Below are 25,402 nucleotides of genomic sequence, written 5' to 3'. Positions count from 1 at the left end.
CGATCTTAGCTTCGGAGTGCGGTTGCGAGGGCCTGGCCGACGGCGGTCGCCAGTGGAGGCGGCATCGCGTGGCCCACTTGACGATACCTGGAGGTCTTGCCGCCGAAGAGCTTCCAATGATCGGGGAAGGCCTGGATCGTCGCCGCCTGTTCGACGGTCAGCTTGGGTAGCTCGTCCACGGGGAAGTCGGCCCCGGGAGGCTCGTCCCCGAGGCTGTTGCCGTTGACTCCGAGCGCGGCCCACGCCTTCTTGCTGCCTGTCGGGCCAAGGTCGGCTCCGCCTCTGCGGTCGGAGCCCCCGACGAGGGCCGGCGCGATCCGGTCGGCCTTCTTGATCCAACGTTCGGCCCCGGGCCAACCTCCGGCAGACATGGAAACGCCGAGGGCCTCTCCCACTGTGGGCGGCGGTTCGTCATTCGGTAGAGGCCACGAGAAACCCCCGAAATACGGCTCTCGTAGAGCGACCAGAAAGCCGCTCTTCCGGTTTTGGGGGACGCCGAAGTCCGAGGCGTTCAAGATCTTCCAACTGGTGCGGTAGCCGGCCTGGTGCAGCTCGTGGTCGATCCAGGACCGATCCGCAGCAAAATCCGGTCCGTCGACCAGATCAGGGACGTTTTCGAAGAGCACGGCCTTCGGGCCGATGCCGCACGCCAGGCTGATTGCTGCGCGCAGGACCCGGCGTTCCTCTGTGTCTTCCGCCCGCCCGACTGTCGCCGACGACCTCACGCGTGGCAGTCCGCCACTGATGAGATCGAGGTCAGTGGCGTCGGGACGCATGCGCGGGCTGAATTGGGCCACGTCCATACACACGACGTCCCAAGCCGGTCGGTTGAGGTCGATCGAGAAACAGGCGTCCGCCTTGCTGTCGATGAGCAGTACCGGGTCGAATCCGGCGCGTTCGAGGCCGAGTGCCTGTCCTCCCGCTCCCGCACAGATCTCCATGGACCTGAATCGTCGAATTTCGGGGGAAGTCGGCGGTTTTCCTTGGGAAAGCAGCGACCCCTCGTCGAGGGAGGCAGATATGGGAGTGGGCTCGACTGGGCCTGCGGAAGCCGCTGGCTCTGAGACGACTTGGGTCGCATTCGACGAGGATGCGGGGCGCTGGGCGTCCACCGACTCCTGGGCGACGGCACGCAACTCGCCGTCGAGAGCGTGCTCCTCGATTCCGTCGAACAGTACGAACGGAGCGAGCCGGAGCAGTCGTTTGAGGAAGTCGCGGAGGGTTTCGCGCTCGTTCAGACCGGTCAGGTCGAGATCTTTCCAGACCCGCAGGATTGCCCTCACCAAGTGAGGACTTCCGCCCAGTGCGGCGCGGCGCGCGTAAATCTGGTCGAACGCCGCCTCACCGAGGATCTCGAGGGCGCGGTACGGCTCCGACTCCTCGGGTGCTCGTACGAGCTGTGCCCGCCACCAGAGACGACCGAACACGTGCCGGGTGAGGTCGGTGCCGAGGACCCGGTCTTTGGGCGGTTGCGGATAGCGCCAGAACGCGACATCAGGAAGAACGACGAGAGCGAGGAAGGCCCAGACATCCCGGGACGCGGCTTCGGCGGGCACCATGCCCATCTCTCCGTGCAACAGCGCGGCCAGTCGAAGGTCGAACTCGGCATTGCGCGCACGGTCGGACTCGTCGGGGAAACCGGCACGCTTCGCGAGCTCCAACACGCCTTCTCGCAGTTCACGGAGCTGACCGGAAGCGACTCGGTCTCCCCCCGTGGCCACGTACACCGCGGAGTCGTGCGTGAGGGCGACGCGTCGGGACAGGGCGGCCGGCATGAGGTGCTGGTACTCGTCGAAAAGGGGTCTTGCCTGTTCGGCGAGGAGTCGAGGGTAGAGAAAGCTCATCATGACACCTCGAAGATCTTGACGGCGGCCTGCAGATCCGACGAGAACAGGGCCGGCGACTGCCGATGGCGGAGGCGTATGTCGGTGATTGACTGACCCGGGAAGAGCTGATCGAACAAACTCAGCAGGGTGGCGCCCAGCGAACCGTCAGGGAAGTCCGCGTCCTCGATGAACTCTTCATGTGCCAGCGCGTGCTCGACCATGACCCGGGCGGCATCCGCGTACACCGCCGACAGAACGATCCGATCCACGGGGCGAGGCTTGCCCGCGTTCTGAAACGCCGTGGCGGTCACCGTGTTCTGCTCGTTGACGAGGAGCAGGAGGGCACCCATGGTGGCGCTCTCAAGGCCCCCACTGATTTGCAGGTGCCAGGCGGCGTCCGCCGGGAATGACGTTCGGGCGAAGTCGATCACGGCCATGGGGAACTGTGGGGCGTCGCCCTGCAGACGAAGGGCCTCGCGATCGCTCCACAGCACGGATCCCGCTCGCCTTGGCGAGGAAGGCCGTGCGTCGTTGATGCGCTCGGCGAGCACGAGTGAGGTGTCCAGGAGCAACAGGCCGCCGAGATCGGCACCACGCAACAGGACATCGACTTCGACGGCCCTCGTACCGGCCTCGGACAGGCGCACATGCTTGGCAGGGCCGCTGAGGTTGGAACCTGTGGCAGTCCAGACCACCGAGAGCATGAGTGCGGCGTGCGCCGACAGCCCCGTTTGCTGCCGGACCCGGTCCAGGTCGACATGAAGGGATCTACGTACGTGCACGTCCATTTGGTAGTCCCAGTCGGGCAAGGCCTCGGGCAGGGCCACCTCGCCGTCCTCGATCACTAGGCGCCAAGGGCCCGGTGCCACGACGTCCTCGGTCGGGGCGCGGTAGGGAAGAACGCGTCGCGTCACGAAGCCCTCACCGCCTCGACCTTGATGCCGATCTCGGTCATGGTGTCCGGAGCAGGTCGTACTACGGCACGCCAGACGGACTCGCCGCCTTCGACCACTTGTGGATCGGAGGTGTGAAGCCGTCCGGTGGTGTCCTCCCAACCGATCAGTACGGGCATGCTCGCCCCGATCGGGGGATCGGTCTCGCGCCCGCCGCTGCCGGGCAGCGTGACCGCGAGGTCGATGCGTACGCGCTGAGGCCCGGGTACGGGCAGTCGGAACTCCTGAACCAGCACGGAGGTGTCTCCGCGGTCGTCGTAGTAGGGGTCGCCGACGTACTGCACTCGGGGACGACGACGTGGAGCGTCAGGGGCGCCACCGTCCGATATTTCTGCGGTCGGCCGGCTGTCATGACCGAAGCTCTCGGTGGGGTGTGTGCCGCCGAGGTCGGTCCGGTCCGCGAGGCCTGTCGGGGGACGTCGACCGCCTGCGGCCTCGTGCGTTGCGGTGTCCTCGACATCGGACGACCTGGACGCACTCGTGATGGTGCTGCCCGGTTTGGAATAGGCGGTGGCTCCACCGATGCCCCAGGCTCCCCCGACCAATCCCGAAAAGAGCGAACTGGCCGCTCCCAGCGCGACATTGCTGGCGCCGGGGCGTGCGGTGCCGCTCAGGGAGAGCAACTGCTCCAGGCTTTCGCTGATGCGCCGGAACGTCGTCTGTACGTAGGTGCTCTCGGGCCTGTCGAGGGAATGCCGGTTCCAGGCGTCGTGAGTCGGTGGCTCGGCCTTGGCATACACCTCGTCCATGGCTTCGTCGGCCCTGAACACCCCGGCATAACCTTGATTTGCGCTCGGCGGCTTGGGGCCGGCGTGATACGTGACGACCAGCTCCGCAGGGCGCATCAGGCAGACGTGATGGATCAGGTCCTCGATGTCCAGCATGCGGGAGGCCCGTGTGGGCTCCAGCGAGGGCATGATGCGCTTCACCAGGCCGAGGCGTCCGAGGTGTTTCTTGGGCTTATGACATTCCAGGTCGCTGCCGGCCGGGCCGACCATCGCCTCGTATGCCGCGACGAACAAGTTGAGAGGACGCATGGTGCGCGGATCGGGTACCGGGTGCTGAAGTCCGTCGTAGGCCACGGAGAATCGCATGGCAGGTGGGTTGCCCGCAGTGGAGATCATTTTGGGCCACAGGTGCCAGACGATGGTGTCGCCCAGATAGTCGGCCGCCTCCGCAGGCTCGAGATCGTCCAGATTCGGATCCACGACGACGACCGCCGTTCCGGTCTCCTCCGGCCCGAACGCTTTGAGTCCGAGGCGTTGCGCCACGGCTTCCGCCTCCGCGCCCACCAGCGGCTCGACCACCTCGCCCGACATGTCGCCCCACCAGTGTCTACCGGTATAGCGTCGACCGCCGTCGGGTTCCGCCGCAACGTAGCTCTTCCAGAGGGAGCAGCCGATGAGACGTGTTTCGTGTCCGCCCGCAGCGGTTCGGCAGCGGGAATGGACGATGACGGTCCCGGGCTTGGACAGCAGGTAGAAAATGCCTTTGCCGAAGCCGTAGGTGCCGCCGCCGAGCGCCGTGTCGCGTGGTTCGCCGATGTTGCGGATGAAGGAGACGAAGTCACGGTCGGGACCCACGGCATTGTCCGCTCGCGTCGGGCCGCCCAACCCGCGGGTGCCACGATCGGACACGGACAGAACTCGGACCGGGCCCCGCTTGAGTGTGTCGCGAAGCGGAAAGTGCTCGGTGCTGTTCGGAGCCCCTGACAGCAGGAGCTCCCGCCATGCACCGGCGTGGGCCGGTCCGACGGTCCACATGTCGATGCGATAGTCCACGGGCGTCGAGGACCGCTCGAGCCGGGCATCCCAACTGTTCTGGGCCGACTCCCGCACCAGGATGGTGAGCAGATCGAGCTCGGGCCGGCCGAGCTGATTGCGGATGCCCTCGGCGGCGCTCGCACCTTCCGGAGGGTAGGGCTGGGAGAACCAGCGGGGTTCCGTCACGCGGACTCCTGGATCATGCGGTCGATCGTCCGGGACACCGCGTCGGGCGCCAAGGGGACCGGAGTCTGACCGGACAGGTCGATGGTGTACTCGACGTCGAGAGCGGAAATCGGCACGCCTGCCGCTAAGAGCGCCCGGCTGGTCAACGAGGGGAAGCCCGCGGTCACCTCGTACCATCGCTCCTCATCGACGACGAAGCGCACATCGCGGTACCACTTGGCATCGACGGACCGGTAACCGGCCTGGGCGAGAAGTTCGAGGAGGGTGCTTTCGTCATCACAGGATCGAAGCGTCTTCTCGAGCATTTCCAAGAAGCCGACACCTGAACTGCCGCCGATGGTGCGGTGCAGGCGGAACCAGGCCAGCCAGAGGGTTCCACCCTCCGGGGCGTCGAGTTGGTCGAGCCCATGAACGCGCGGCCTTCGGCCTTTTCCTTTGGAGCTCGCCTTCACCTCGACAGCGAGCTTTCCGGTGGTGAAGTCGTGGTGGTGACCTTCTGGTCCGTGCCAGAGGCGATGCGCGCTGGAGTCCAACTGCAGGAATCGGTCGAGTACCAGAAGTTCCCCGAAAAGGCCCGCGAGCTGTTCGGGACCGAGCACAGCTCCCTGTGGTTGGAACAGAGCCTTCCAGCGGTCGAGGACCCGATAGAGCGCCTTGGCAGGGTTGTTCGGCAGTTCTTCTGTCGCAGACAGTATGTCCGCGCAAAGCTCTGTGAACAGGTCGTTCAGGTCCGAGCGCAAGCAGGCGAGATCGGCGTACGTCTGATACGTTTCCTCATCCTCCAAGGGGCGTTTACGCAAGTGGAGGACGGGGCCGTCGAGGCCGGAACGAATTTTCAAATGCGAGTGCACAGGCACGAGCACGTGGCGGAACCCGTCGTGATCGACCGCTGCCACCAAGGCACCTTGTTCGGTCACCACCGGAAGCTGTGAAACGCGGAGGCGACGCTCGCCACTGGTCGGCGCGGCTTCGAGCGCGACCCAGTGTTCCTCGACAATGTCACGGAAGTCGTTGTCGCTCATGCGTCTTCACCTTCGAGGAGGCTGAGGTCCTCGTCCTCCAATCGCACACCCGACAGGTCCGCGGAGATGTACTTTTCCACGGTGCTGTCCCCGTGCTGCGGTTCCGGAAAGACGAGGCCGACGCCGATCACGTGTTCTTCCGCGTTCAAAGGGGCACGCAGCTTCTTGCCGGGACTTGGCTCGGACGTCTTGTCAATTGGGTACAGAACCAACAGCCCTGTGTCCGGCAGATGGAGGCGACGCGAGTCTCTGATGCCCTTCTCGGTGAGCTTTGCTGTGTCTCTGTCCAAGTCCACGGCGGCATCGCGAGGGCTCATCAGCGTCTTGATGTCGGCGAAGTCCGGAGCGGGGTTGGTCACGGCGAGCCGGGTACGAATGTTGCGCCCGACAGATATTCCTGGCGCGAAGGTGAAGTGTTCTCCGTCGGGGTTGCCGACGATCGCAATATTCCATCGGCGCAGTGAGCCTGCCGTCGTGACACGCTTCAGGATGTAGCCGCTGATCAGGTCCGCGTCGTTCTCGGGCGACCGCTCATGGAAACTGTAGGAATTTAGGAAGTCGATCACCATGTCGTATGGCACGTCACGGAAGATGTAGCGTCCCTCTGCGGAGCGATCCTCCACTCTCACGGCGTTGGAAGTCGACGCAGAGACCAGTTCACGTGCAGCCGTGATGTTTCCACGCAGCCAGTCGGCGTTGGTGTGGAAGTAGTGGGTTTGAACCCGTTTGCCTCCGTATGAGGAGGCAGCTGTGACTGCATCGCGCATCTTGGCGGCTGCGGTCACTCGTAGTGCAGGGTGAGTGCGCAGCCGGACGGCGAAGGTGCGTGGTGTTTCGGACTCGGTCATGTAGATGTCAATGTCGCGGCGCATCTCGGTCTCGACCGTGGCCAGGTGCCGGAACCACTCGGCCAGTTCGTCGGTCATCCAGATGCGGGGCAGGTCGGCGTAGCCGTTCCGGAAGCCGAACCAACGACCCATCTGCAGCAGAGTGTCGTATGCCGAGACGGCGCGCACGAAATAGCTGACCGACAGGCCTTCGAGGGTGAGCCCGCGGGAGAGGGTGTTGCCTCCCACGGCTATCGCCACGACCGGACCGTTCTCGTAGTCGAGACGAGCCTCGCTACTGGAGTTGTCCATGACGATGCGGCAACTGCGCAGAACTCCCGGCAGTTCGGGCACCAGGTCGTCGAACGGCACCTTTGTCTCGCCGAAGTCGTCGGCGGGGACGCGTGCCGTCTCCTGATCCCAGAGATCACGCAATCGGGAGAGGAAGACGGCGTCGGTCATGGTCTGCGCGGCCCGGTTCAGCAGGTGCTGCAACGGTCGCTCGAAGCTGTTGTGCACGGACGTGTTGACGCTTGTGTGGATCAGCATCGTGCTGTGCGGATTGCCGGTACGGCGAACACGGCGAGCGGCTGTCACGAGCCAGAAGTACTCGACAGCTCTGCGGAGTGTGTCGGTGATGACGGGCTCGAAGCCCTCGACATCGGCCTTTGTCTCGGGGCGCACGCACGGTACGTCGTCCTCCGGCACGGACCGGATCATGTCGTGGCCGTCGTCGACCTGGTCGGGGTCCTCACCGTCGAGCGCATAGCGCCCGAACAACACCTCGGTACCGAAGTGTCCTTCCGGCTTGGGAAGGTTGACGACGAAGTCCCGCGGATAGAGGTCCTCGGCGCTGGGATCGATCAGCAGGTTGGCGAACGGCGACGCCGTGTATCCCACGTACGCGGAACGCGGCAGGCTCTTCATCATGCTGAGGATCAGCGGATTGATGGACTTCGTCGCAACAGTCGCCTGGTCCGCCTCGTCGTCGATGATCAGAGCCGGACAGTCCTTCAAGTAGTCCGCCGCTTTGTCCAGCCACACGGCAAGCTTGCGCAGTACGGTCGCGTTCTTCTTCACGACGCACAGCACATGCGTCTTGTTGCTCTTCCCGAAGTACGAGGCTGGATTCGCCGTAGGGGTGAAGTCCTTGTCGAGATCGGTCAGTTGGGACCACAGCGAGGGGTTGGGCTCCACGAGCTGCTCAACCAGACGGGCCTGTGTCTGACGGCGAAGGCCGTTGTGAATGCCCGCAAGAACAATGAACAGCTTGTAGCCCCGGTCGGCGGCCTTGGCCATGACCGACGTGAAGTTCGTCGTCTTGCCGGACTGGACATAGCCAACCACGAGGCCCCGCGTGGAGAACGCCTTTTCCTTCGGGTGGTTCAGCAGCGAGACGACCCGAGTGGAGGAATCATCGAGGTTTCGGATGGCGGTGCCCTTGGACCAGCCGTCCCGAAGCAGCAGGTCCTCGATCGCGGGCCAGCACTTGTCCCTGGGCTGTGGCCCCGTGTACCAGGTGTCGCGGTTGCCCAGGACGACGGCGTGGGGTTCTTCGAGCTCCTTGATGCGTATCGTCTGCTGCTCGTGACGATCGCGGATCTTCTGGATGACGGCCGAGGAGACACCCATCAACTCCAGCCGCTTCACGGCCTCTGACGGGGGAAAGGCGTCCAAGATCGCCTTGAACGTCTCATACATGTCATCGAATTCGTCGGTCACAGGACTCGACCGCCCCCGCTCTCGCTCGTCACGCCCCCCGACCGTAGAGCGATGCCGTCGCGGCAGACCGCTCTCAAGTACAGGTCGGCGCCCCACTTGCACAACCCCTACACACTATTGGGTGATGTGGTTGTTGATAAGTGAATCAGGGTCACGATTGGTTGTCGGCGTCGTCACTCTCGGTGAGGCTTGGACTGGATGGGTGCTCGGGTGGGGTCGGTCTCTGGGATGTCAGGGATGCGGTAATGCGGTGGGCCACATCCGCGGCGGACTCGTGTTCCCAGAAGCGCAGCACTGTCCAGCCGGCAGCGGTGAGGTGCTCGGTCGTCTCGACATCACGAGCTATGTTCTTGTCGAGCTTTGTCCGCCACCACTCCGCGTTGGCCTTCGGATGCGTGGCGTGCTCGGGGCATCCGTGCCAGAAGCAGCCGTCCAGGAAGATGGCGATCTTGGCTTTGCCGAAGACGATGTCGATGGTTCGGCGAGGCATCCCCGGTACCGGCACGTTGACTCGGTACCGCAGCCCCGAGGCGTGCAGCAGCCGTCGAACCGCGACCTCCGGGGCTGTATCGCGGGAGCCCTGGCGGCTCATGCGGGCGGAGACGGATGGGGAGGATGGGAGAGCACCGGACACGGCAGCAATTCTGCCGGCGTGCTTGAGGCGTTGCCCATGTCCTGTCCACAGCTTTGCCTCCACAATCCGGACTTGCGGCTGGACAGACGCGGCGAACCCCTGGTCACCAGCCGAAGCTAGGTTGTCCGCCATGAACCACACCCCCCAAGCCAGCTCCCAGATCTCTCACGACCTCACCGGCAAGGTGGTCGTAGTAACCGGCGCCGCCCGAGGCCAAGGCGCTGCCGAAGCCCAAGCCCTCGTCCAGGCCGGTGCCAAGGTGATCGCGACCGACATCCGCCCCGAAGGGGACTGTCGGCGTCTCGACGTCGCCAGTGAGGACGACTGGGCGGAACTGGCCGCCGAGCTTCGGGAGGAGCACGGGCACATTCACGGGCTCGTCAACAACGCGGGCGTCATTCATCGGGCCCGGCTCGGGGAGGTGCGGTCGGAGGATTTCGCGCGGGTGCACGCGGTGAACACCACCGGGCCGCTGCTGGGCATCCAGTACCTCTCGCCGCTGATGCCGCCGGGGTCGTCCATCGTCAACGTGGGGTCGTCCACCGCGTACACCGGCTACTACCCGGTGGCCTACACCGCCAGCAAGTGGGCGCTGCGGGGCGTCTCGAAGATCGCGGCCACGGAGTTGGGGCCGCGAGGGATCCGGGTCAACACCGTGCACCCTGGCTACATCGAGACGGAGATGACCGCCGCCGCGACCCCGGCCTTCCGGGAGACGACCATCCGGGAGACGCCTCTCGGTCGCAGCGGCACCGTTGATGATGTTGCGCCGCTGATCGTCTTCCTCCTCTCCGACGCCTCCTCCTTCATCACGGGAGCGGAGATCCCCGTCGACGGGGGGCTCAGCGCGCATGGCGGCGTCAAGTCCATCTCGGACGCGATGCGGCCTGACGCGCCGAGCGTCGGCTGAGCCTTGGTGAGGGGGACGGTTCCTTACGCCCCCACCCCGTGGCACCCCTTGTAAGCCGCCCCCGACCCACACCAACAAGTCGCCCCCCGCTCCGGAGGCCACCCCACAGCCTTGCCCCTCGCCGCCAGCGTCGTCGCGTACTGCGGCAGCAGGTCCGCGTCTCCCGGTGATGCCGCCTCCGAGGCCGCGAAGGCCTCGTAAGAAGGCACCGTGCCCGTCACGATGCCGAGGTTGCCCGTCCCCGAGGCCGACAGCTCCCTCAGTGACGCCTCTATCGTCGCGAGGTGGGTCTCGTGGGAGGGGTACTCCGCCTCCAGCGTCGGGTAGGCGGCCACCAGCTCCGCCAGTTCGCCCGCCGGCCAGTGCAGGACCGCCACCGGGAACGGGCGGGACAGCTCCTCCCGGTACGCGCCCAGCTCGGCGCGCAGGCGGGAGATCTCCGCCTCCAGTTCCGCCGGGTTGTCCGAGCCCAGGGACCACACCCGTTTCGGGTCGTGGAGTTCGTCCAGGGAGACGGTCGACGAGTGGAGGGTGTCCGCGAGGACGTCCCAGTCGTCGTGGGCCGCGCCCAGCATCCTGCGTACGCGGTGGCGGCCGAAGAGGAGGGGGTGGGAGGAGTGCGGGGGTTCCTGGGCGTCCGCCAGGAGCAGGGTCACGCCCTCGGTGAACGTCTCCTGCGCCGCTTCCAGCTCGTCGTGGGATTCCAGGGACTCCGCGACGATCACCCAGGGGGCGGGATCGCGGGGGGCCGCGGCGCGGATGCCGTCGATGATCGCTCGGGCCTCGGCCTCGTGGCCGTACTCCCACAGGTTGGAGGCCTTCAGGGCGCGGACCAGGTAGGGGGTGTCCAGCCCGCCCGGGGCCGACAGCAGGCGGTCATAGAGGGTCGTCGCGGCGGGGCGGTCGCCGGCCAGTTCCAGGTGGGCCGCGGCCTGCAACAGCAGGGCTTCCGCGTCCTCGGGATACAGGCCGGCGGTCCGCTCCAGGCGTGCCGCTTCGGCGGGGTGGTCGACGTTCTCGGCAGGCGTGTCGGGGCGCATGGGGGACACCGTAGCGCCGCCCGGTGACGAAAGAGAGGTATCTGCAGGCCAGGGTGGTCAGAGGCCCCCATCACCTCCCCGCCGGCCGACCCGTCGGTCGACTGGGGCGGCTGGCCGGGCGCCCGCCCTGTGGCGGTGAGATCCAAGGCACCGGGACGGGCTTGCGCATCACACGGTCCGTGCGCATCCGCCCGAGGACCGCCACCGGCAGTCCTTCCAGCAGATAGGCCATGCGCGGAGCGTCGTAGCCGGCGTCGAAGACGATCAGGATGTCTCGATCACCCGCGTGCCGACGGCCCATGTCGATGTGGTCCTCGACCACGCGGCGGACCTGGGCCGCGGTGACCTCGGCGACATCATCGGCCGGGAGGGCACCTTTGTCGAGGCCGGAGGGCAGAGTTGGCAGCTCATCTGGGCACTGATGCCGATCGTGCTGTTGCGGTCGGTGCGGCGCCCACGTGCTTTTGGCTGCTGTGCCCTGCGCCGCAAGCGCGGCGTGCCCAGGCCAGGAGTTGGCGGTTCGCCGGTGGCAACTGTCCTGTGGTTCAGCGACGTTGATGTGTCCGCGTTCTGCCACGGCAGATGGACATCGATGTTGAGGGTTCCGAGGTGGGGCATAGTTGATCCGCGGCGGCTCGCAGGCTGCTGACCACCTCCCACTCCACTGCTCCCGAAGGGGCTATTTCGTCATGAATTCACCGCGTGCCCGTTCCGTCCTGATCGCTGCTGCCGCTGTGGCGGGGACGCTGTTGATGACGGCATGCCAGAACGACGACACCGCCCAGGGCGCTGCCGCGGACAGTGCGGCGACGGCGCAGGCCGCTGCGGGCAAGAGCGGGGTGAGCGGCACATTCGCAAAGGGCACGGTCACCTATCTGGCGCCGGGCAAGTACACGGTCACCACCGACGGCAAGACACAGCAGTTCCTCCTGGCGGAGGACACGAAGATCTGGGGCGCCGGCAGGATCTGCGGCGATGCCGACGGGCAGGCCGCCGAGCAGTGCACCGACGCGGAGCTGGAGAAGGCCACGAAGAGCGGTGCGGTGCCGGCGGACGTGGTGCTGAAGGGCGGCATAGCCGTGACCGTCACCGAACGGCCCGCCGACGATTCCGGCACGGGCGCCTCCACCACTGGCGGTTCGTCCACTGGCGGTTCGTCCACCGGCGGTTCGTCCACCGGTTCCTCGTCCACCGGCGGTTCGTCCTCCTCTTCGGGCGGTTCGAAGTCGTCCGCGAGCGGTGGTTCGAGCAGCGGTGGGAGCGGTTCGTCCAGCGGCGTGAGCGGGACCTGGCTGGGAACGGTGTCGTACCTGGCGCCCGGCAAGTACACGGTGTCGGACACCAAGGACACCCAGCAGCAGTTCTGGCTGGCGGAGGACACCAAGATCTGGGGTGTGGGCGGGATGTGCGGCGATGCCGACGGGCAGGCCGCCGAGCAGTGCACCGAGGCGGAGCTGGAGAAGGCCGCGAAGGGGGGCACCCTGTCCGCCACGGTGAAGATCACCGACGGTATCGCCACCAGCATCACCGAAGAGCCTTAAGAGAACCATTCATCGCGCGCCACGGCGGAGCAGTTCCAGGAGTCGCTGTCGTACGCGGTCGCGCCAGGCGTCTCCGCCCCTGGCCGACGCGCTCGGCACGCCGCCCAGGGGTGGGGCCCGCTCACACCTGGTCGCCGCGGCTGAGGACCGAGTGCGCAGGTTGGGTGAGCACCAGCACCGTGAGGCCGCGTCCCCTCCGCCGCTGGGAACGCGAGCCTCATCGCAGACCGACGACCAGTTCGGCCCACACGATCAGCGGGTCGTCGATGGTGCGGGCTGGTGAAAGTCGCAGCGCATGCGACGCAGCTGCTGAGGCTGTGCTTCCGGCGAGCGTCCGTTACGGCCGTAGGCATGACAGAACAAGCGGTCCGGACTGCCGCAGCCCGAGACCGCCGACGGGCGCCTGGTCCTGGCGGTGGATGTCACCCACTGGCTCCGGCCGGACGCGCCGAGCGGCAGCCCAGCCAGTACCTGCCGCAGCCGCGGCACATCGACGTTCCCCTTTTCGGATCGCTCCTCAGCCGATCCGCCTTCGGATCGCTCCTCAGCCGATCCGCCAGGGACGGAGCTTCTCGGGGTTTCGCACCGCCCGGATATGCCTGATCCGGTCGCCCGCGACTCGTACGCGCCCTAGATCGTCACCCCGTCCACCTGGAGTGTCTGCACCGCGCCCGCCGCGAACGGCACGCTGATCGTCTTGCCGCTCAGGTACGTGTCCGAGTGGGACGTGTAGAGGTCGCCGGAGCCGCTCGTCACCGTGTTCCAGCGGGGGACCAGGCCCGACGTCCCGCCGCTCACCGTCGTGAAGCGGGAGAGGTCGAAGGTGAGCGTCTGGGCCGAGGTCGACGTGTTCGCCGCGACGATCACCAGGCGCTTCGCCGTCTTGTCGATCGCCGCCGCCGCGTAGCTCACGCCCGTGTCGAGGATCGTCATGCCGGGGCGGATGTGACGGCTGAACTGGGCCATCACGTAGTACTTCGTCGTGACCGCGCCCGCCGCCAGCGTGCTCGGGTCGTAGGCGATCATCGCCCAGCCCGACGACGGGTCCATGACCTGCCAGTAGACCCACGCCGTCGGGTGCAGCCAGCGGAAGTCGTAGAGCAGGTTGCTCGCCATCGTGAGGCCGGTGCCGTCCTTGTCGCCGGTCTCGGAGTTCCACAGGGCCTTCTTGGCCGTCGTCACGACGTCCGTGTAGAGCAGGTCGCGGCGGCCGCCCGAGCCCTGGTAGCCGTGGACGTTGACCCGGTTCACGTACCCCTTCGTCGTCGACGAGAACGAGTTCCACGTCGTACGTGCCAGGTCGTAGTTGGTCTCGTCGCTCGCCGAGATCTTCGTCCCCGTCAGGCCGCGCTTGTCCAGCTCGCTGCGCATGTACGGCAGTACGGCCGACTGGACGGTGGCGTCCATGTGGCAGCCCTCCTGCGTGCCGGTCGCCGTCCACCAGGACGACGACGGCTCGTTGAAGGGGTCGACCGTCGCGAAGTTCACGCCCCAGTTGTTCTTCGCGTACAACGCCACCGCCGCGAGGTGGGAGGCGTGCTGGCGGTAGTTCCAGGACTGGAGGTTGTTGCCGCCGTCCGAGGCGCCCGAGGGGTTGTGGTTGAGGCACATCCACCACATGGGGGAGTTGGCGAAGAGTTCCGTCGTGGCGCCCCGCGACGTCGCCTTCTGCAGCATCGCGCGCTGGTTCGCGTCCGCCGTCCAGTCCCAGGCCGAGGACGTCGGGTCCTCGTTGTTCCAGTCCTGCCAGTAGCCCTCGATCTGCTTGAACCCGGGGATGTTGGCGGAGGCCACCATCGACGCGCCGCTCACCGTGTTCCAGCTGCACGCGCCCAGGTTGTAGCGGGCGATGTTGAGGCCCAGGCCGGGGAGGGTCCTGCCGTTGTAGGACACCGACTTGGTGGTGAAGAAGATGTCGGCGAAGTCGTCCCGGGCGCCGAAGACGTTCGCCCACCAGGCGAGCGAGGTGCCCCAGCCCTCCCAAGTTCCGTACGTCGTCGACGGGTTGACGGCAATCGTCGCGTCGGCGCTGGCGGTGCCGGTTGCCAGCGCGCTTCCGAAGAGCGCGCCTCCGGTGGCGGCCAGCAGAGTTCTACGTCGGATCATGGCTACTCCGCTCCGAGTCGTGGCCGGTCCCGTTCGGCCGACACGAAGCATCGGGTGCGACACCTGGGGTTGTCGAGGGTTCTGACAGCCCTTTCTCAAACCTGTGGAGAAAGGGCGGCGAGGGGTTCGGCGGGGCGAACGGGGCAGGTCGTGCGTGTCCGACTCTGGTGACCTTGTCCCCCACCCCTTATGGTGCCCGGCGTGCGGATTCCCCTCGTACAGCACAGCACCCGGCGGCGGCGCGCCCGGTACCGGCGGGTGCTCTGGAGCGGTGCCGAACTGCTCGTCACCGCCGGGGTGCTGGTCCTGCTCCTCGTCGTGCATCAGCTGTGGTGGACCAACCGGGAGGCGAAGGACGGCGCCGCGCGGAGGGTGGAGGCGTTGGAGCGGGAGTGGGGGGCCGCCGACGGGGGCACCGCCACCGCTGACGCCGGCGACGACAGCGGCTCCGGGCCTGTCGACGGCAGCGGCTCCGGGCGCGCGTCCGCGGACGCACCCGGCCGATCCGGCGGCGGCGGGAACGGGTCGTCGTCCACCGTCACCCCCCGCTCCTCCCAGGCCTACGCCGTCCTCCGCATCCCCCGCCTCGACCTCCGGGTCCCCGTCGCCGAGGGGACCAGCAAGCAGCACGTGCTCAACAAGGGGTACGTCGGCCACTACACCGGCACACAACAGCCGGGCCAGAACGGGAACTTCGCGGTCGCCGGGCACCGCAACACCCACGGCGAGCCCTTCCGGTACCTCAACCACCTCAAGAAGGGCGACGAGGTGGAGGTGGAGACCCGGAACGCGACCTACACCTACACCGTCGACAAGATCCTGCCGCAGACCTCGTCCCGCGACGCGGGCGTCATCCGGCCCGTGCCCCGTTCCCTCACCAAGCCCGCCTACGGCTACGACACCCCCGGCCGCTACCTCACCCTCACCACCTGCACCCCCGAGTACACCTCCCGGTACCGCCTGGTGGTCTGGGGGGAACTGACCTCCACGAAACCGAAGTCCTAGCCGTAGCACCCCCGTTCCAGGCCGGCTTACGACCGCTGCTCCAGAGCCTCCCGGACGGCGTTCAGGATGGTCTCGGTCCCGGCGCCCAGGGCGCGTGCCGCCGAGGTGAAGTCGCGGGCCAGGGTGGTGAGCCGGTCGGCGTCGGGGTGCTGGGGTTCGGACGGGAGGGCCGCTACCCGGGTGCCCGCGCCGCGGCGGGTGCGGATCATCTCGGCGGCCTCCAGCTCACGGTAGGCGCGGGCGACCGTACCCGGCGCCAGGCCCAGGTCGGCCGCCAACTGCCGTACGGTCGGCAGACGTTCACCCTCCACCAGCCGACCGGTGACGATCAGCGAGGCGAGCTGGGCGCGGATCTGCTCGTACGGCGGCACCTGGCTGGTGGTGTCGACACGGACGGCGGGTTCACTCATCGTCCACGGCCCGGGGCGCGACGATGGTGAACAGGCACCACCCGAGGGCGAACAGGCTCAGCAGGCCCAGGGGGTAGATCACCAGGGCCGTGACGTTGCCCAGCATTCCGGCGCACTTCGAGTAGAACAGCACTCTCGCGATCATCCCGACGATGAGCAGCAGCTGGCTGGAGACCAGCAGTCCCCAGGCCGCAGTGATCGCCCAACTGCGGTCGTGACGCTGCTGGTTGTCCCCGGGACGGTGGGCGATGCGGCGCAGGGACCAGACGCAGGCGGCGGTGCCGAGGGTGAGGGAGCCGAGGACCGGGGCGGCGTAGTAGAGGCCGGGCCACGGGCCGAGGTGCCTGGTCACCGTGGAGCAGGTGACGGCGAGGGTACGGCCCGTCCGGCCGGCCTTGTCGGGGGAGGCCACGGTGGCCCCGATCGTCAGCAGGACGACGATGCAGGCCGCCTGGAAGACGAGCAGCGGGGCCATACGGGGCGGTACGTGGTCCCGGACCCGGCGCGGGGCGAGGACGGCGGTGCGGACCGCTTCCTGCGGGGCGGGGGTGAGGGAGTCGCCGAGCAGGACCCCGCCGACCGCGCACAGGCCGAACGCGGTGACGGCGGAGACGAAGGGCATGGCCATGTCGTCGCTGTCCATGGCGGCCAGCGCCTGCGCGACCACTGCGCCCAGCGCCAGGCCGGCCCAGCGGGCGCAGAGATCGGCGCGGGCCAGGAGTCTTTCGGGCGGGACGGTGTCGAGCATGTCGGGCCCCCGGTGAGTGATGCCAGCGATGCTTGTATCAAGTGGTGAGTACAAGATGCCGTCGGCCGCATCTTGTGTCAAACGCTTGGTACAAGCCGGGGGCTCCCTCCTCCGAGATGCCTCAACTGAGGTATAAACGAAGGGAGATCCGGTGGAGGAAGGGGGAAGCAGCGTGATCCGCAGCCGGTTCACCACGCGCTCCGCGCCGCTCCTGCTCTTCCTCGTGCTGGACGTCCTTCTCCTCGACACCGGCAGCCTCTCGGCCGCCGTCGCGCTCGCCGCGACCGCCGCGGCCGGTTCCGCGCTCGCCGTCTGCACGCTCGTCGCCGCGCGCAGCGCCCCCGCCGTCCCGCCCACCCGGGTGCGCACGGCCATCAGGGACCGGGCCCGCCGTACGGCCTTCCTGCCGCAACGCGACCCCGACGCCTCGGGCCGGCCCCGCCCCAGGGCACCCGGCCACGCCCTCCCGACGACCGTCGCGTAGGGCACCCCTCGCCGCATACGGGTGACCCGCGCGGGTCGTCATGCCGTCAACCACCCCGTTGTCCTCGGCACGACGAGACCCCCGGAGGGCTCCTCACCCATGTCCGTCACCATGTCCGCACCCATGTCCGCGTTCGCCGGCCTGGTCGAGCATCTCGCCGACCTGCTCCAGCCCCTGTTCGGCGCGGCCGCCGCGGCCGCCGCGATCGTCCTGTTCACCGCACTCGTACGACTCCTCGTCCATCCCCTGTCCCGCGCGGCCGCCCGGGGGCAGAAGGCCCGTACGGCGTTGCAGCCACGGATCGCCGAACTGAGGAAGAAGCACGCGCGCAACCCCGAGAAGCTCCAGCGGGCGGTGCTGGAACTGCACGCCGAGGAAAAGGTGTCGCCGCTGTCCGGACTGCTGCCCAGCCTCTGCCAGTTGCCCGCCTTCTTCCTCCTCTACCGCCTCTTCTCCAGCTCCTCGATCGGCGGCGAGGCCAATGAGCTGCTCAGCCACCAGCTCTTCGCCGCGCCCCTCGGCGACCGCTGGACGGACGCGCTGACCGGGGCCGGCGGCGGGGTGTTCGGCGCGGCGGGACTGGTCTACCTCGGGCTGTTCGCCGTCGTCGCGGCCGTCGCGTCCTTCAACTTCGTGCGGGCGAGGCGGGTGCCGGTGCCGCAGGTCGCCGCCGGTCAGGAGGTGCCCGGGCTCGGCACGGTCGCCAAGGCCGTGCCGTTCCTGTCCTTCTTCACGCTGGTCACCGTGGCCGTCGTACCGCTGGCCGCCGCGCTGTACGTGATCACGAGCACGACGTGGAGCGCGGTCGAACGGGCGGTTCTGTACTCGTAGACGTCCTTGCCCGTAGGCCGGGAAAGGGGCCGCGGTCCAGTACGTGAACCGGGTATTGCGGAGCGGACGCCCAGCTTGGAGGATCGACCAGTCATCCGATGGCTGCACCCGTCGGCGGACGCTCCGCGATCTAGGGAGATGGTGACGGACCATGAAGCTGTTGCGAGTCGGTACGGCGGGCGCGGAGCGCCCCGCACTGCTTGAGGCCGACGAAACGCTGCGGGACCTGTCGGGTGTCGTGGACGACATCGACGGCGCGCTGCTCGCCGACGACGTGGCCCTCGCCCGGGTCCGGGCCGCCGCCGACTCCGGCGAGCTGCCCTTCCTGGACCCCACCGGGCTGCGGATCGGTCCGCCGCTGGCCCGGATCGGCAAGATCGTGTGCATCGGGCTGAACTACCACGACCATGCCCGGGAGACCGGGGCCGAGCCGCCCGCCGAGCCCGTCATCTTCTTCAAGGCGGCGGACACGGTCGTCGGGCCGTACGACACCGTGCTCGTCCCCCGTGGGTCCGCCAAGACCGACTGGGAGGTGGAGCTGGCGGTCGTCATCGGACGCACGGCCCGCTATCTGGGGTCGGCGGAGGAAGGGCTCGCGCATGTCGCGGGGTACGCCGTCGCGCACGACGTGTCCGAGCGGGAGTTCCAGATCGAGCGGGGCGGGACCTGGGACAAGGGGAAGAACTGCGAGACGTTCAATCCGCTGGGGCCGTGGCTGGTGACCGCCGACGAGGTGCCCGACCCGCAGGGTCTGTCCCTCAGGCTGTGGGTCAACGGGGAGCTGAAGCAGGACGGGACGACGGCCGAGCAGATCTTTCCCGTGGGCGAGGTCGTGCGGTACGTCAGCCAGTTCATGACCCTCTATCCCGGTGATGTCATCAACACCGGGACGCCGGCGGGGGTGGCGCTGGGCGCGCCCGAGCCCAAGCCGTTCCTGCGGGCCGGGGATGTGGTGGAGCTGGAGATCGCCGGGCTGGGCAAGCAGCGTCAGGAGTTCAAAGACGCGTGACGCTCCGCCGGGAGGGGCGGGGAACTGCGGTGGTGTGTTGCCTGCGGGCCGGCCGTGGCTGGTCGCGCCCACGTGGCGGAGCCGCACATGGCACGGCCCCGCGCCCCTGAAAGCCTTCAGTCCAGGTACTTTTCCAGGAACTGTTCCAGGGCTGCGACCACGAACCGGTGGTCCTCCAGTTGCGGCAGGCCGGACACCGTCACCGCGCCCACGATGCCCACGCCCTCCACGTTGACGGGGAAGGAGCCGCCGTGGGCCGCGTACTCGTCGGGGTCCAGGCGGGAGGAGTCCTCGAACGTGGTGCCCTTCGCGCGGTGGCGGGCGCCCACCAGGTAGGAGGAGGCGCCGAAGCGCTCCACCACCCGGCGCTTACGGGCGATCCAGGCGTCGTTGTCGGGGGTCGAACCGGGCAGGGCCGCGTGGAAGAGCTGCTGGCCGGCGCGGTGGATGTCGACGGCGACCGGCGCCTGGCGCTCGCGGGCCAGCTCCACCAGCAGTGAGCCGAGCGCCCACGCGTCGTCGTTCGTGAACTGGCGGAAGACCAGTCGCCGTTCCTGGCCCTGGAGCTCCTCCAGGGTCGGGGTGATCTCCGGGGTGAACTTCGGGGTGATCTCGTGGGTGCCCATTACAGCGTCACCGCCACCTTGTCTCGTGCCGAACGGCGGGCCGCCTCCAGGACGTCGAGGGCGGCGGCCGCCTCGACGGCGGTCACCGGATTGGGGCCGCCGTCGATCAGTGCCTTGGCCACCGCAGCGTAGTAGGCCGGGTAGTCGCCGGGGAGGGTCCGAACGGGTCCTCCTCCGCCGGTCAGCGGGGATTCGCCGGAACCCACACGGCCCCACAGCTCCTCCGGCTCGGTACCCCAGTCGGCAGGGCCGGACGGGTCGGGCCGCTCGCCGTCCTTCAGGGCCGCCTCCTGCGGATCCAGGCCGTACTTCACGTAGCCCGCCTTCGAGCCCAGCACCCGGAAACGCGGGCCGAGTTGGGCGGTCGTCGCGGAGACGTGGAGGTGGGAGCGGACGCCGCTCGCGTGCGTCAGCGCGATGAAGGTGTCGTCGTCGGTCTCCGCGCCCGGGCGGCGGACGTCCGTCTCGGCGTAGACGGAGACCACCGGGCCGAAGAGGACCAGCGCCTGGTCGACGACGTGACTGCCGAGGTCGTAGAGGAGACCTCCGATCTCTGCCGGGTCGCCGGACTCCCGCCAGCCGCCCTTCGGCAGTGGCCGCCACCGCTCGAACCGGGACTCGAAGCGCCAGACGTCGCCCAGTTCGCCGTCCGCCAACAGCCCCCGCAGGGTCAGGAAGTCGTTGTCCCAGCGGCGGTTCTGGAAGACGGAGAGGAGCAGGCCGCGCTCCTCGGCGAGGGCGGCCAGCTCGCGGGCCTCGGCCGCGGTGCCGGCGACCGGCTTGTCGACGACGACCGGCAGGCCGGCCTTCAGGGCGGCGGTCGCCAGCGGGACGTGCGTCTTGTTCGGGGACGCGATGACGACCAGGTCCAGCTCGTCGGCGCGGGCGAGCAGGTCGTCGGGGGTGGCGGCGACGCGTACGTCCGGGAACTCGGCGCGGGCCTGCTCCTGCCGCTCGTGGTTCGAGGTGACCACCGTGTCGAGGACGAGGCCCTCGGTCGCGGCGATCAGCGGGGCATGGAAGACGGAGCCTGCGAGGCCGTAGCCGATCAGGCCCACGCGGAGAGGAGTACCTGTCATGGGCTCCACTTTCGCAACGCTGTTGCCAAAGTGCAAGCGCGGGAGAGAATGGGGGCGTGAACAGGACGAACGGCGGCGGCCGCACCCCAGGCCCGGGCGCAGGGGTGAACCTGCTCGCCCTGCGCAGCCACAACACCGCGCTCGTGCTCGACCTGCTGCGTACGGCCGGCCCGGACGGCATCAGCCGGCTCGAACTCGCCGAGCGGACGGGGCTCACCCCGCAGGCGGTCAGCAAGATCACCGCCCGGCTGCGGGAGGAGGGGCTGGCGGCGGAGGCGGGCCACCGCGCCTCGACCGGCGGCAAGCCGCGCACGGTCCTGCGCCTGGTCCCCGAGGCCGGCCACGCGATCGGCGTCCACCTGGACCGCGACGAGCTGAGGGTGGTGCTGGCCGACCTCGACGGGCGTGTGGTGGGGGAGCGGTGCGTCCCGCTGTCGCTGGGCGCGGGCGCGGAAGAGGTGCTGGCGGCGGTGGCACGGGAGGCGAGGGAGGTCCTCGGGGGCGTCCCCACCGGGCTCACCGGGCTCACCGGGCTCACCGGGCTCACCGGGCTCACCGGGTCCACCGGGCTCACCGGGCTCACCGGGTCCACCGGGTCCACCGGGCTCACCGGGTCCACCGGGTCCACCGGGTCCACCGGGTCCACCGGGCTCACCGGGTCCACCGGGTCCACCGGGTCCACCGGGTCCACCGGGCTCACCGGGTCCACCGGGCTCACCGGGTCCACCGGGTCCACCGGGTCCACCGGGCTCACCGGGTCCACCGGGTCCACCGGGCTCACCGGGTCCACCGGGCTCACCGGGTCCACCAGACCCACTGGAGAACCCCTGACCCTGGGTGCGGGACTCGCGGCCAGCGCACCGACCCTCCTCGGCGTCGGCGTGGCTCTGCCCGGGCCCCTCGATCATGCCCACGGCGTGCTGCACCGCGTCACCGGGTTCCCCGAGTGGGACGGGTTTCCGTTGCGGGACGTGCTGGCGGCGCGGCTGGGGGCGCCGGTGGTCGTCGACAAGGACACCAACGCCGCCGCGCTCGGCCTCGCCGTCGCCGGCGAGCGCGGCTCCTTCGCCTGTCTCCACCTCGGGACGGGTCTCGGCGCCGGCCTGGTGATCGGCGGGACCGTGCACCGGGGCTCCCGCACCGGCGCGGGGGAGTTCGGGCACCAGGTCATCCAGCTGGACGGGCCGCCCTGCACCTGCGGCAACCGGGGCTGCGTCGAGGCGCTGTGCCTGGCGGCCATCGGCCGGGGGGACGTGGGAGAGGCGGCACGCGTACTCGGCGAGGCCGCCGCGAACCTGGTCGGACTGCTCGACATCGACGCCGTGCTGCTGGGCGGCCGTACGATCGCGGCCGACCCGGAGCCGTTCGTCGACGGAGTCGCCGCCGTCCTCGACTCCCGCGCCCGCCGCGAGGGCTCCTCGGAGGGCGCCGTACCGGTACGCCTCGCCCCCGGCGGCGCCCGCGGCGTCGCGGAGGGCGCGGCACAGCTACTGCTGGCCCCGGTGTTCGGCCGGGGAGACGGCTGACCCGCCCGGCGTCGGTCGCCCCACGGGCGTCGCCCCCCGAAGCGCCTCCGGGGAAGCGCGCCGACCCCCGGGACCCCGCGATCCCCGGGACCTCCGGGAAGCGCCGACCCCTGCACTCCCGGCCCCCGCACCCTGGCCCCTCGCCCCGGCCCCCGCCCGGCGTCGGTCGACCCACAGGCGTCGCCCCCCGAAGCGCCTCCGGGGAAGCGCGCCGACCCCCGGGACCCCACGACCCCCGGGACCCCACGATCCCCGGGACCTCCGGGAAGCGCCGACCCCTGCACTCCCGGCCCCCGCACCCTGGCCCCTCGCCCCGGCCCCCGCCCGGCGTCGGTCGACCCCGGGGACCCCCGCGACCCCGGGAAGTGCGCCGACCCCTGCACTCCCGGCCCCCGCACCCTGGCCCCCGCCCGGCGTCGGTCGACCCCCGGGACCCCGCGATCCCCGGGGACCCCCGCGACCCCGGGAAGTGCGCCGACCTCCGCACCCTGGCCCCCTCACCCCTCGACCTCCGCACCCTGGCCCCTCGCCCCGGCCCCGCGCCCCCTCCCCCGAACGGGGGGATTCGTACGGTCGTGCGGTGTGCCGTTGCTCCTTGTGCCGTTCCTTCGTGCAGGCTCACGTGTTCATGCGACTGTGCCCGCCTGTCTCCCTCTGCCTCGCCGTCGCCGCCGCCCTTCTCCCCGCGTCCGCGCACGCGGAAGCCGGCCCGAGTTGCGCGGGCCCCGACGCCGGCGCCTTCCCCCTCACCACCCGCCTCCGCGGCGGCCCCGACTCCTACCGGGCCGGCGGCGGATACGGCACCTGGTATCTCGACCTCACCAACACCACCCGCCGTACCTGCGAGGGAGTCCACCCGGTCGTCGTCCTGGTCGACGTCCGACGCGCCCTGAAGCCGTCCCAGCCACACCTGGAGTTCTACGCCGGCGGACAACCACACCCGGTCCGCTTCGAGCCCACCGACGACGACGAACTGGTCGGGGCGTTCACCGACGAGCACGCCGACGAGCACACGGACGAAGCCGACGACTTCCCCGGCTTCACCGTCGGCCCAGGCCGCACCCTCAGCGTCAAGCTGCGCCTCGCGCTCGGCTCGGACGCCCTGCCCAACGTCGTCACCGCCAACGCGGCGGTCGTCCAGCGGCAGGGCGACGACGGCGACTGGATCGGGCAGTCGAACGACTACCGCTTCGCCATCGAGTCCGAGCCCGAGTCCGAGCCCGAGGCCGAGTCCGACTCCGAAGCCGACTCCGACTCCGCCACCCTCGCTCCCACCCGCGCCCCCGACACCCTCGCCCCGACTCTCACCCCCACTCCCGACGCCTCCGCCACGGACCCCGGCCACCTCTCCCTCGCCGACGAGGCCGAGGAGCTCGCCCGCACCGGCCTCGGCTTCCCCGCCGCCCTCGCCGCCGCCACCGCCTGCTTCCTCGCCGCCGGCGGGGCTCTGTTGCTGGCCCGCCGAGTGGCCCGTCGACGCCGTTGAACCGGGGCCGCATCCCAGCCAGTGGACGCCCCGGAACCGGCCATTCCCTCAAGATCGGGCCTGTGACTAGTCTGGGGCGCACGCAGCAACCGCGTACACGCGCAGCAACCGCGTACTCGCGTACGGCAGGGAGATCCCGCACATGGCAGACCGCAAGCCCATCGAGTCGTGGCTCACCGACATGGACGGTGTGCTCATCCACGAGGGCGTGCCGATCCCCGGCGCCGACGCCTTCCTGAAGAAGCTGCGCGAGTCCGGCAAGCCGTTCCTGGTCCTCACCAACAACTCGATCTACACCCCTCGCGACCTGCACGCCCGTCTCCAGCGCATGGGCCTGGACGTGCCCATCGACAACATCTGGACCTCCGCGCTGGCCACCGCCCAGTTCCTCGGCGACCAGCGGCCCGGCGGCACGGCGTACGTCATCGGCGAGGCGGGCCTGACCACCGCGCTGCACGACATCGGCTACATCCTCACCGACCACGAGCCCGACTACGTCGTCCTCGGCGAGACCCGCACCTACTCCTTCGAGGCGATGACGAAGGCCGTCCGGCTCATCAACGACGGCGCCCGTTTCATCTGCACCAACCCGGACGAGACCGGCCCCTCCACCGAGGGCCCGCTCCCGGCCACCGGAGCCGTCGCCGCGCTGATCACCAAGGCGACCGGCAAGAACCCGTACTTCGCGGGCAAGCCCAACCCGCTGATGATGCGCACCGGGCTGAACGCCATCGGCGCCCACTCCGAGACCAGCGCGATGATCGGCGACCGCATGGACACCGACGTGCTGGCCGGCATGGAGGCCGGGATGCAGACGTTCCTGGTGCTCACCGGCCTGACCCGGCCCGAGCAGGTCGAGAACTTCCCGTACCGCCCGTCGAAGGTCGTGGATTCGATCGCTGACCTCGTCGACCGCGTCTGAAAAGCCGCGTCTGAAACCCGTGACACCGCGGAACTCACCCGTACGGAGCAGCGAGAACCCGCCTGCGGATGCGCATCGGGTCCTGGCGGGGGACTCTCCAGATAGCTGGAGGTTCACGATGGGTTCAATGAAAGTCACTCTCTGTGCGGGTGTCGCGGTCGTCGCCGCGGTGCTCATCCCCACGGCGTACGCCTCGGGCGACGGCGGCGAGGACGGCGGCGGGAGCGGGGGCCGAAGCGTCTCCGTGACGCCGGCCACGCCCCCACCCGGCGCCGAGGTCACGCTGAAGGTCAGCGGCTGCGGCGGCAGGACCGCCACCGCGGCCTCGGACGCCTTCGTCGCGGACGCACAACTCGTCAGCACCGGCGGGACGGGCGGAACAGGCGGAAAGGGCGGCACGCTCGTCGGCGACACCCGGGTCCGCACCTCGCTGGAGCCCGGCACCTACGACGTGAAGATCACCTGCCTCGACTTCAAGGTGAAGGGCCGGATCAAGGTCGTGGCGTCGCCGTCGGATCAGTCGGCCACGTCCACCTCTCCGACCTCTCAACGCTCTCCCGTCGCCCCCGTCCACGCGGGCGGCGGAGGTGCCGCCCCGCTTCGTCCGCTCGCCGCCGTCGGCGAGGCGCGGGCGGACAGCCACGGCCCCGGTACCGCGCAGGCGGTCATCGGGCTGGTGCTCGCGGGTGTGGCCGCGACCGTCGTCGTCTTCCGCGGAGTGCGCCGCAGACGCGGAGCGGACTGAG

At 69.2% G+C, this 25,402-nt stretch carries 23 protein-coding genes; 10 read left to right on the top strand and 13 right to left on the bottom strand.

What is annotated here, in order from left to right; translation table 11 throughout:
- Positions 1–5: 5 nt before the first annotated feature.
- From OG289_RS19635 to OG289_RS19610, 6 genes are all read right to left on the bottom strand, one after another.
- Positions 6–1,847 carry a DNA cytosine methyltransferase gene (locus tag OG289_RS19635; protein ID WP_327315331.1) on the bottom strand — a complete coding sequence of 614 codons (1,842 nt, stop codon included), beginning with the start codon at positions 1,845–1,847 and terminating at the stop codon, positions 6–8.
- Entirely contained in the window at positions 1,844–2,653 is an 810-nt protein-coding gene (locus tag OG289_RS19630) for a hypothetical protein (RefSeq protein WP_327315330.1), read from the bottom strand. The genes OG289_RS19635 and OG289_RS19630 overlap by 4 nt, the downstream gene beginning before the upstream one ends.
- 83 nt (positions 2,654–2,736) lie before the next feature.
- Positions 2,737–4,728 (bottom strand): hypothetical protein, encoded by a 1,992-nt coding sequence (locus OG289_RS19625; RefSeq protein ID WP_327315329.1) that lies wholly within the window; start codon positions 4,726–4,728, stop codon positions 2,737–2,739.
- The gene (locus OG289_RS19620) at positions 4,725–5,750 is read right to left on the bottom strand and encodes a PD-(D/E)XK motif protein (protein WP_327315328.1); all 1,026 of its coding nucleotides are present in this window, start codon (positions 5,748–5,750) and stop codon (positions 4,725–4,727) included. Before OG289_RS19620 ends, OG289_RS19625 begins: the two co-directional genes overlap by 4 nt.
- Entirely contained in the window at positions 5,747–8,299 is a 2,553-nt protein-coding gene (locus OG289_RS19615; RefSeq protein WP_327315327.1) for a Z1 domain-containing protein, read from the bottom strand. Before OG289_RS19615 ends, OG289_RS19620 begins: the two co-directional genes overlap by 4 nt.
- A 151-nt stretch (positions 8,300–8,450) precedes the next feature.
- On the bottom strand, positions 8,451–8,891 hold the full coding sequence (locus OG289_RS19610) for a very short patch repair endonuclease (protein ID WP_327320737.1): 441 nt from the start codon (positions 8,889–8,891) through the stop codon (positions 8,451–8,453).
- A gap of 172 nt (positions 8,892–9,063) precedes the next feature.
- Between OG289_RS19610 and OG289_RS19605 the strand changes: the two genes are divergently transcribed.
- Entirely contained in the window at positions 9,064–9,843 is a 780-nt protein-coding gene (locus tag OG289_RS19605; protein WP_327315326.1) for an SDR family NAD(P)-dependent oxidoreductase, read from the top strand.
- Positions 9,844–9,866: 23 nt separating this feature from the next.
- On the opposite strand, the gene OG289_RS19600 is transcribed toward OG289_RS19605, so the two are convergent.
- Positions 9,867–10,883 carry an SEC-C domain-containing protein gene (locus OG289_RS19600; protein WP_327315325.1) on the bottom strand — a complete coding sequence of 339 codons (1,017 nt, stop codon included), beginning with the start codon at positions 10,881–10,883 and terminating at the stop codon, positions 9,867–9,869.
- Between the two features lie 70 nt (positions 10,884–10,953).
- The gene (locus OG289_RS19595) at positions 10,954–11,460 is read right to left on the bottom strand and encodes a transposase (protein WP_327315324.1); all 507 of its coding nucleotides are present in this window, start codon (positions 11,458–11,460) and stop codon (positions 10,954–10,956) included.
- 112 nt (positions 11,461–11,572) lie between these two features.
- Between OG289_RS19595 and OG289_RS19590 the strand changes: the two genes are divergently transcribed.
- Positions 11,573–12,424 (top strand): hypothetical protein, encoded by an 852-nt coding sequence (locus OG289_RS19590; RefSeq protein ID WP_327315323.1) that lies wholly within the window; start codon positions 11,573–11,575, stop codon positions 12,422–12,424.
- Positions 12,425–13,054: 630 nt separating this feature from the next.
- Here OG289_RS19590 and OG289_RS19585 read toward each other — a convergent pair.
- On the bottom strand, positions 13,055–14,530 hold the full coding sequence (locus OG289_RS19585; RefSeq protein WP_327315322.1) for a beta-1,6-galactanase: 1,476 nt from the start codon (positions 14,528–14,530) through the stop codon (positions 13,055–13,057).
- A gap of 201 nt (positions 14,531–14,731) precedes the next feature.
- Between OG289_RS19585 and OG289_RS19580 the strand changes: the two genes are divergently transcribed.
- Positions 14,732–15,535: a class E sortase gene (locus OG289_RS19580; protein ID WP_327315321.1), complete on the top strand. Its 804-nt coding sequence runs from the start codon at positions 14,732–14,734 to the stop codon at positions 15,533–15,535.
- Positions 15,536–15,561: 26 nt separating this feature from the next.
- Here the strand turns inward: OG289_RS19580 and OG289_RS19575 are convergent, their stop codons facing one another.
- On the bottom strand, positions 15,562–15,945 hold the full coding sequence (locus tag OG289_RS19575; protein WP_327315320.1) for a GntR family transcriptional regulator: 384 nt from the start codon (positions 15,943–15,945) through the stop codon (positions 15,562–15,564).
- Positions 15,938–16,693, bottom strand: a complete 756-nt coding sequence (locus tag OG289_RS19570) for a hypothetical protein (RefSeq protein WP_327315319.1) — start codon at positions 16,691–16,693, stop codon at positions 15,938–15,940. Before OG289_RS19570 ends, OG289_RS19575 begins: the two co-directional genes overlap by 8 nt.
- A gap of 172 nt (positions 16,694–16,865) precedes the next feature.
- On the opposite strand from OG289_RS19570, the gene OG289_RS19565 reads away from it, so the two are divergent.
- The 3 genes from OG289_RS19565 (at position 16,866) to OG289_RS19555 (ending at position 19,017) form a co-directional block, all read left to right on the top strand.
- Complete coding sequence (locus OG289_RS19565; RefSeq protein ID WP_327315318.1) at positions 16,866–17,177, top strand: DUF6412 domain-containing protein; 312 nt, start codon at positions 16,866–16,868, stop codon at positions 17,175–17,177.
- Between the two features lie 123 nt (positions 17,178–17,300).
- Entirely contained in the window at positions 17,301–18,008 is a 708-nt protein-coding gene (locus OG289_RS19560; RefSeq protein ID WP_327315317.1) for a YidC/Oxa1 family membrane protein insertase, read from the top strand.
- A 151-nt stretch (positions 18,009–18,159) separates the two neighbouring features.
- On the top strand, positions 18,160–19,017 hold the full coding sequence (locus tag OG289_RS19555) for a fumarylacetoacetate hydrolase family protein (RefSeq protein WP_327315316.1): 858 nt from the start codon (positions 18,160–18,162) through the stop codon (positions 19,015–19,017).
- A gap of 116 nt (positions 19,018–19,133) precedes the next feature.
- Here OG289_RS19555 and OG289_RS19550 read toward each other — a convergent pair whose 3' ends face one another.
- Both OG289_RS19550 and OG289_RS19545 read right to left on the bottom strand, forming a co-directional pair.
- Positions 19,134–19,643: a heme-degrading domain-containing protein gene (locus OG289_RS19550; protein WP_327315315.1), complete on the bottom strand. Its 510-nt coding sequence runs from the start codon at positions 19,641–19,643 to the stop codon at positions 19,134–19,136.
- Entirely contained in the window at positions 19,643–20,722 is a 1,080-nt protein-coding gene (locus tag OG289_RS19545) for a Gfo/Idh/MocA family protein (RefSeq protein WP_327315314.1), read from the bottom strand. The genes OG289_RS19550 and OG289_RS19545 overlap by 1 nt, the downstream gene beginning before the upstream one ends.
- Before the next feature lie 56 nt (positions 20,723–20,778).
- Between OG289_RS19545 and OG289_RS19540 the strand changes: the two genes are divergently transcribed.
- The 4 genes from OG289_RS19540 to OG289_RS19525 all read left to right on the top strand — a co-directional run bounded on the left by OG289_RS19540 (position 20,779) and on the right by OG289_RS19525 (position 25,401).
- Positions 20,779–22,248, top strand: a complete 1,470-nt coding sequence (locus OG289_RS19540) for an ROK family transcriptional regulator (RefSeq protein ID WP_327315313.1) — start codon at positions 20,779–20,781, stop codon at positions 22,246–22,248.
- Between the two features lie 628 nt (positions 22,249–22,876).
- The gene (locus OG289_RS19535) at positions 22,877–23,734 is read left to right on the top strand and encodes a hypothetical protein (RefSeq protein WP_327320736.1); all 858 of its coding nucleotides are present in this window, start codon (positions 22,877–22,879) and stop codon (positions 23,732–23,734) included.
- A gap of 142 nt (positions 23,735–23,876) precedes the next feature.
- A complete protein-coding gene (locus tag OG289_RS19530) occupies positions 23,877–24,656 on the top strand; it encodes an HAD-IIA family hydrolase (RefSeq protein WP_327315312.1) in 780 nt (259 codons plus the stop codon).
- A gap of 118 nt (positions 24,657–24,774) precedes the next feature.
- Complete coding sequence (locus OG289_RS19525; protein WP_327315311.1) at positions 24,775–25,401, top strand: hypothetical protein; 627 nt, start codon at positions 24,775–24,777, stop codon at positions 25,399–25,401.
- Position 25,402 lies beyond the last annotated feature (1 nt).

It is taken from the genome of Streptomyces sp. NBC_01235, assembly GCF_035989285.1.
Classification (GTDB): domain Bacteria; phylum Actinomycetota; class Actinomycetes; order Streptomycetales; family Streptomycetaceae; genus Streptomyces.
This window is presented reverse-complemented; position numbering and strand designations above follow the sequence as displayed.

Excerpts from the sequence above, each read along its gene's own strand:
- OG289_RS19635 (WP_327315331.1), bottom strand. The coding sequence starts at position 1,847 with ATGATGAGCTTTCTCTACCCTCGACTCCTCGCCGAACAGGCAAGACCC.
- OG289_RS19620 (WP_327315328.1), bottom strand. The coding sequence starts at position 5,750 with ATGAGCGACAACGACTTCCGTGACATTGTCGAGGAACACTGGGTCGCG.
- OG289_RS19610 (WP_327320737.1), bottom strand. The coding sequence starts at position 8,891 with ATGAGCCGCCAGGGCTCCCGCGATACAGCCCCGGAGGTCGCGGTTCGA.
- OG289_RS19605 (WP_327315326.1), top strand. The coding sequence starts at position 9,064 with ATGAACCACACCCCCCAAGCCAGCTCCCAGATCTCTCACGACCTCACC.
- OG289_RS19600 (WP_327315325.1), bottom strand. The coding sequence starts at position 10,883 with ATGCGCCCCGACACGCCTGCCGAGAACGTCGACCACCCCGCCGAAGCG.
- OG289_RS19590 (WP_327315323.1), top strand. The coding sequence starts at position 11,573 with ATGAATTCACCGCGTGCCCGTTCCGTCCTGATCGCTGCTGCCGCTGTG.
- OG289_RS19585 (WP_327315322.1), bottom strand. The coding sequence starts at position 14,530 with ATGATCCGACGTAGAACTCTGCTGGCCGCCACCGGAGGCGCGCTCTTC.
- OG289_RS19575 (WP_327315320.1), bottom strand. The coding sequence starts at position 15,945 with ATGAGTGAACCCGCCGTCCGTGTCGACACCACCAGCCAGGTGCCGCCG.
- OG289_RS19570 (WP_327315319.1), bottom strand. The coding sequence starts at position 16,693 with ATGCTCGACACCGTCCCGCCCGAAAGACTCCTGGCCCGCGCCGATCTC.
- OG289_RS19560 (WP_327315317.1), top strand. The coding sequence starts at position 17,301 with ATGTCCGCGTTCGCCGGCCTGGTCGAGCATCTCGCCGACCTGCTCCAG.
- OG289_RS19555 (WP_327315316.1), top strand. The coding sequence starts at position 18,160 with ATGAAGCTGTTGCGAGTCGGTACGGCGGGCGCGGAGCGCCCCGCACTG.
- OG289_RS19550 (WP_327315315.1), bottom strand. The coding sequence starts at position 19,643 with ATGGGCACCCACGAGATCACCCCGAAGTTCACCCCGGAGATCACCCCG.
- OG289_RS19545 (WP_327315314.1), bottom strand. The coding sequence starts at position 20,722 with ATGACAGGTACTCCTCTCCGCGTGGGCCTGATCGGCTACGGCCTCGCA.
- OG289_RS19535 (WP_327320736.1), top strand. The coding sequence starts at position 22,877 with ATGCGACTGTGCCCGCCTGTCTCCCTCTGCCTCGCCGTCGCCGCCGCC.
- OG289_RS19530 (WP_327315312.1), top strand. The coding sequence starts at position 23,877 with ATGGCAGACCGCAAGCCCATCGAGTCGTGGCTCACCGACATGGACGGT.
- OG289_RS19525 (WP_327315311.1), top strand. The coding sequence starts at position 24,775 with ATGGGTTCAATGAAAGTCACTCTCTGTGCGGGTGTCGCGGTCGTCGCC.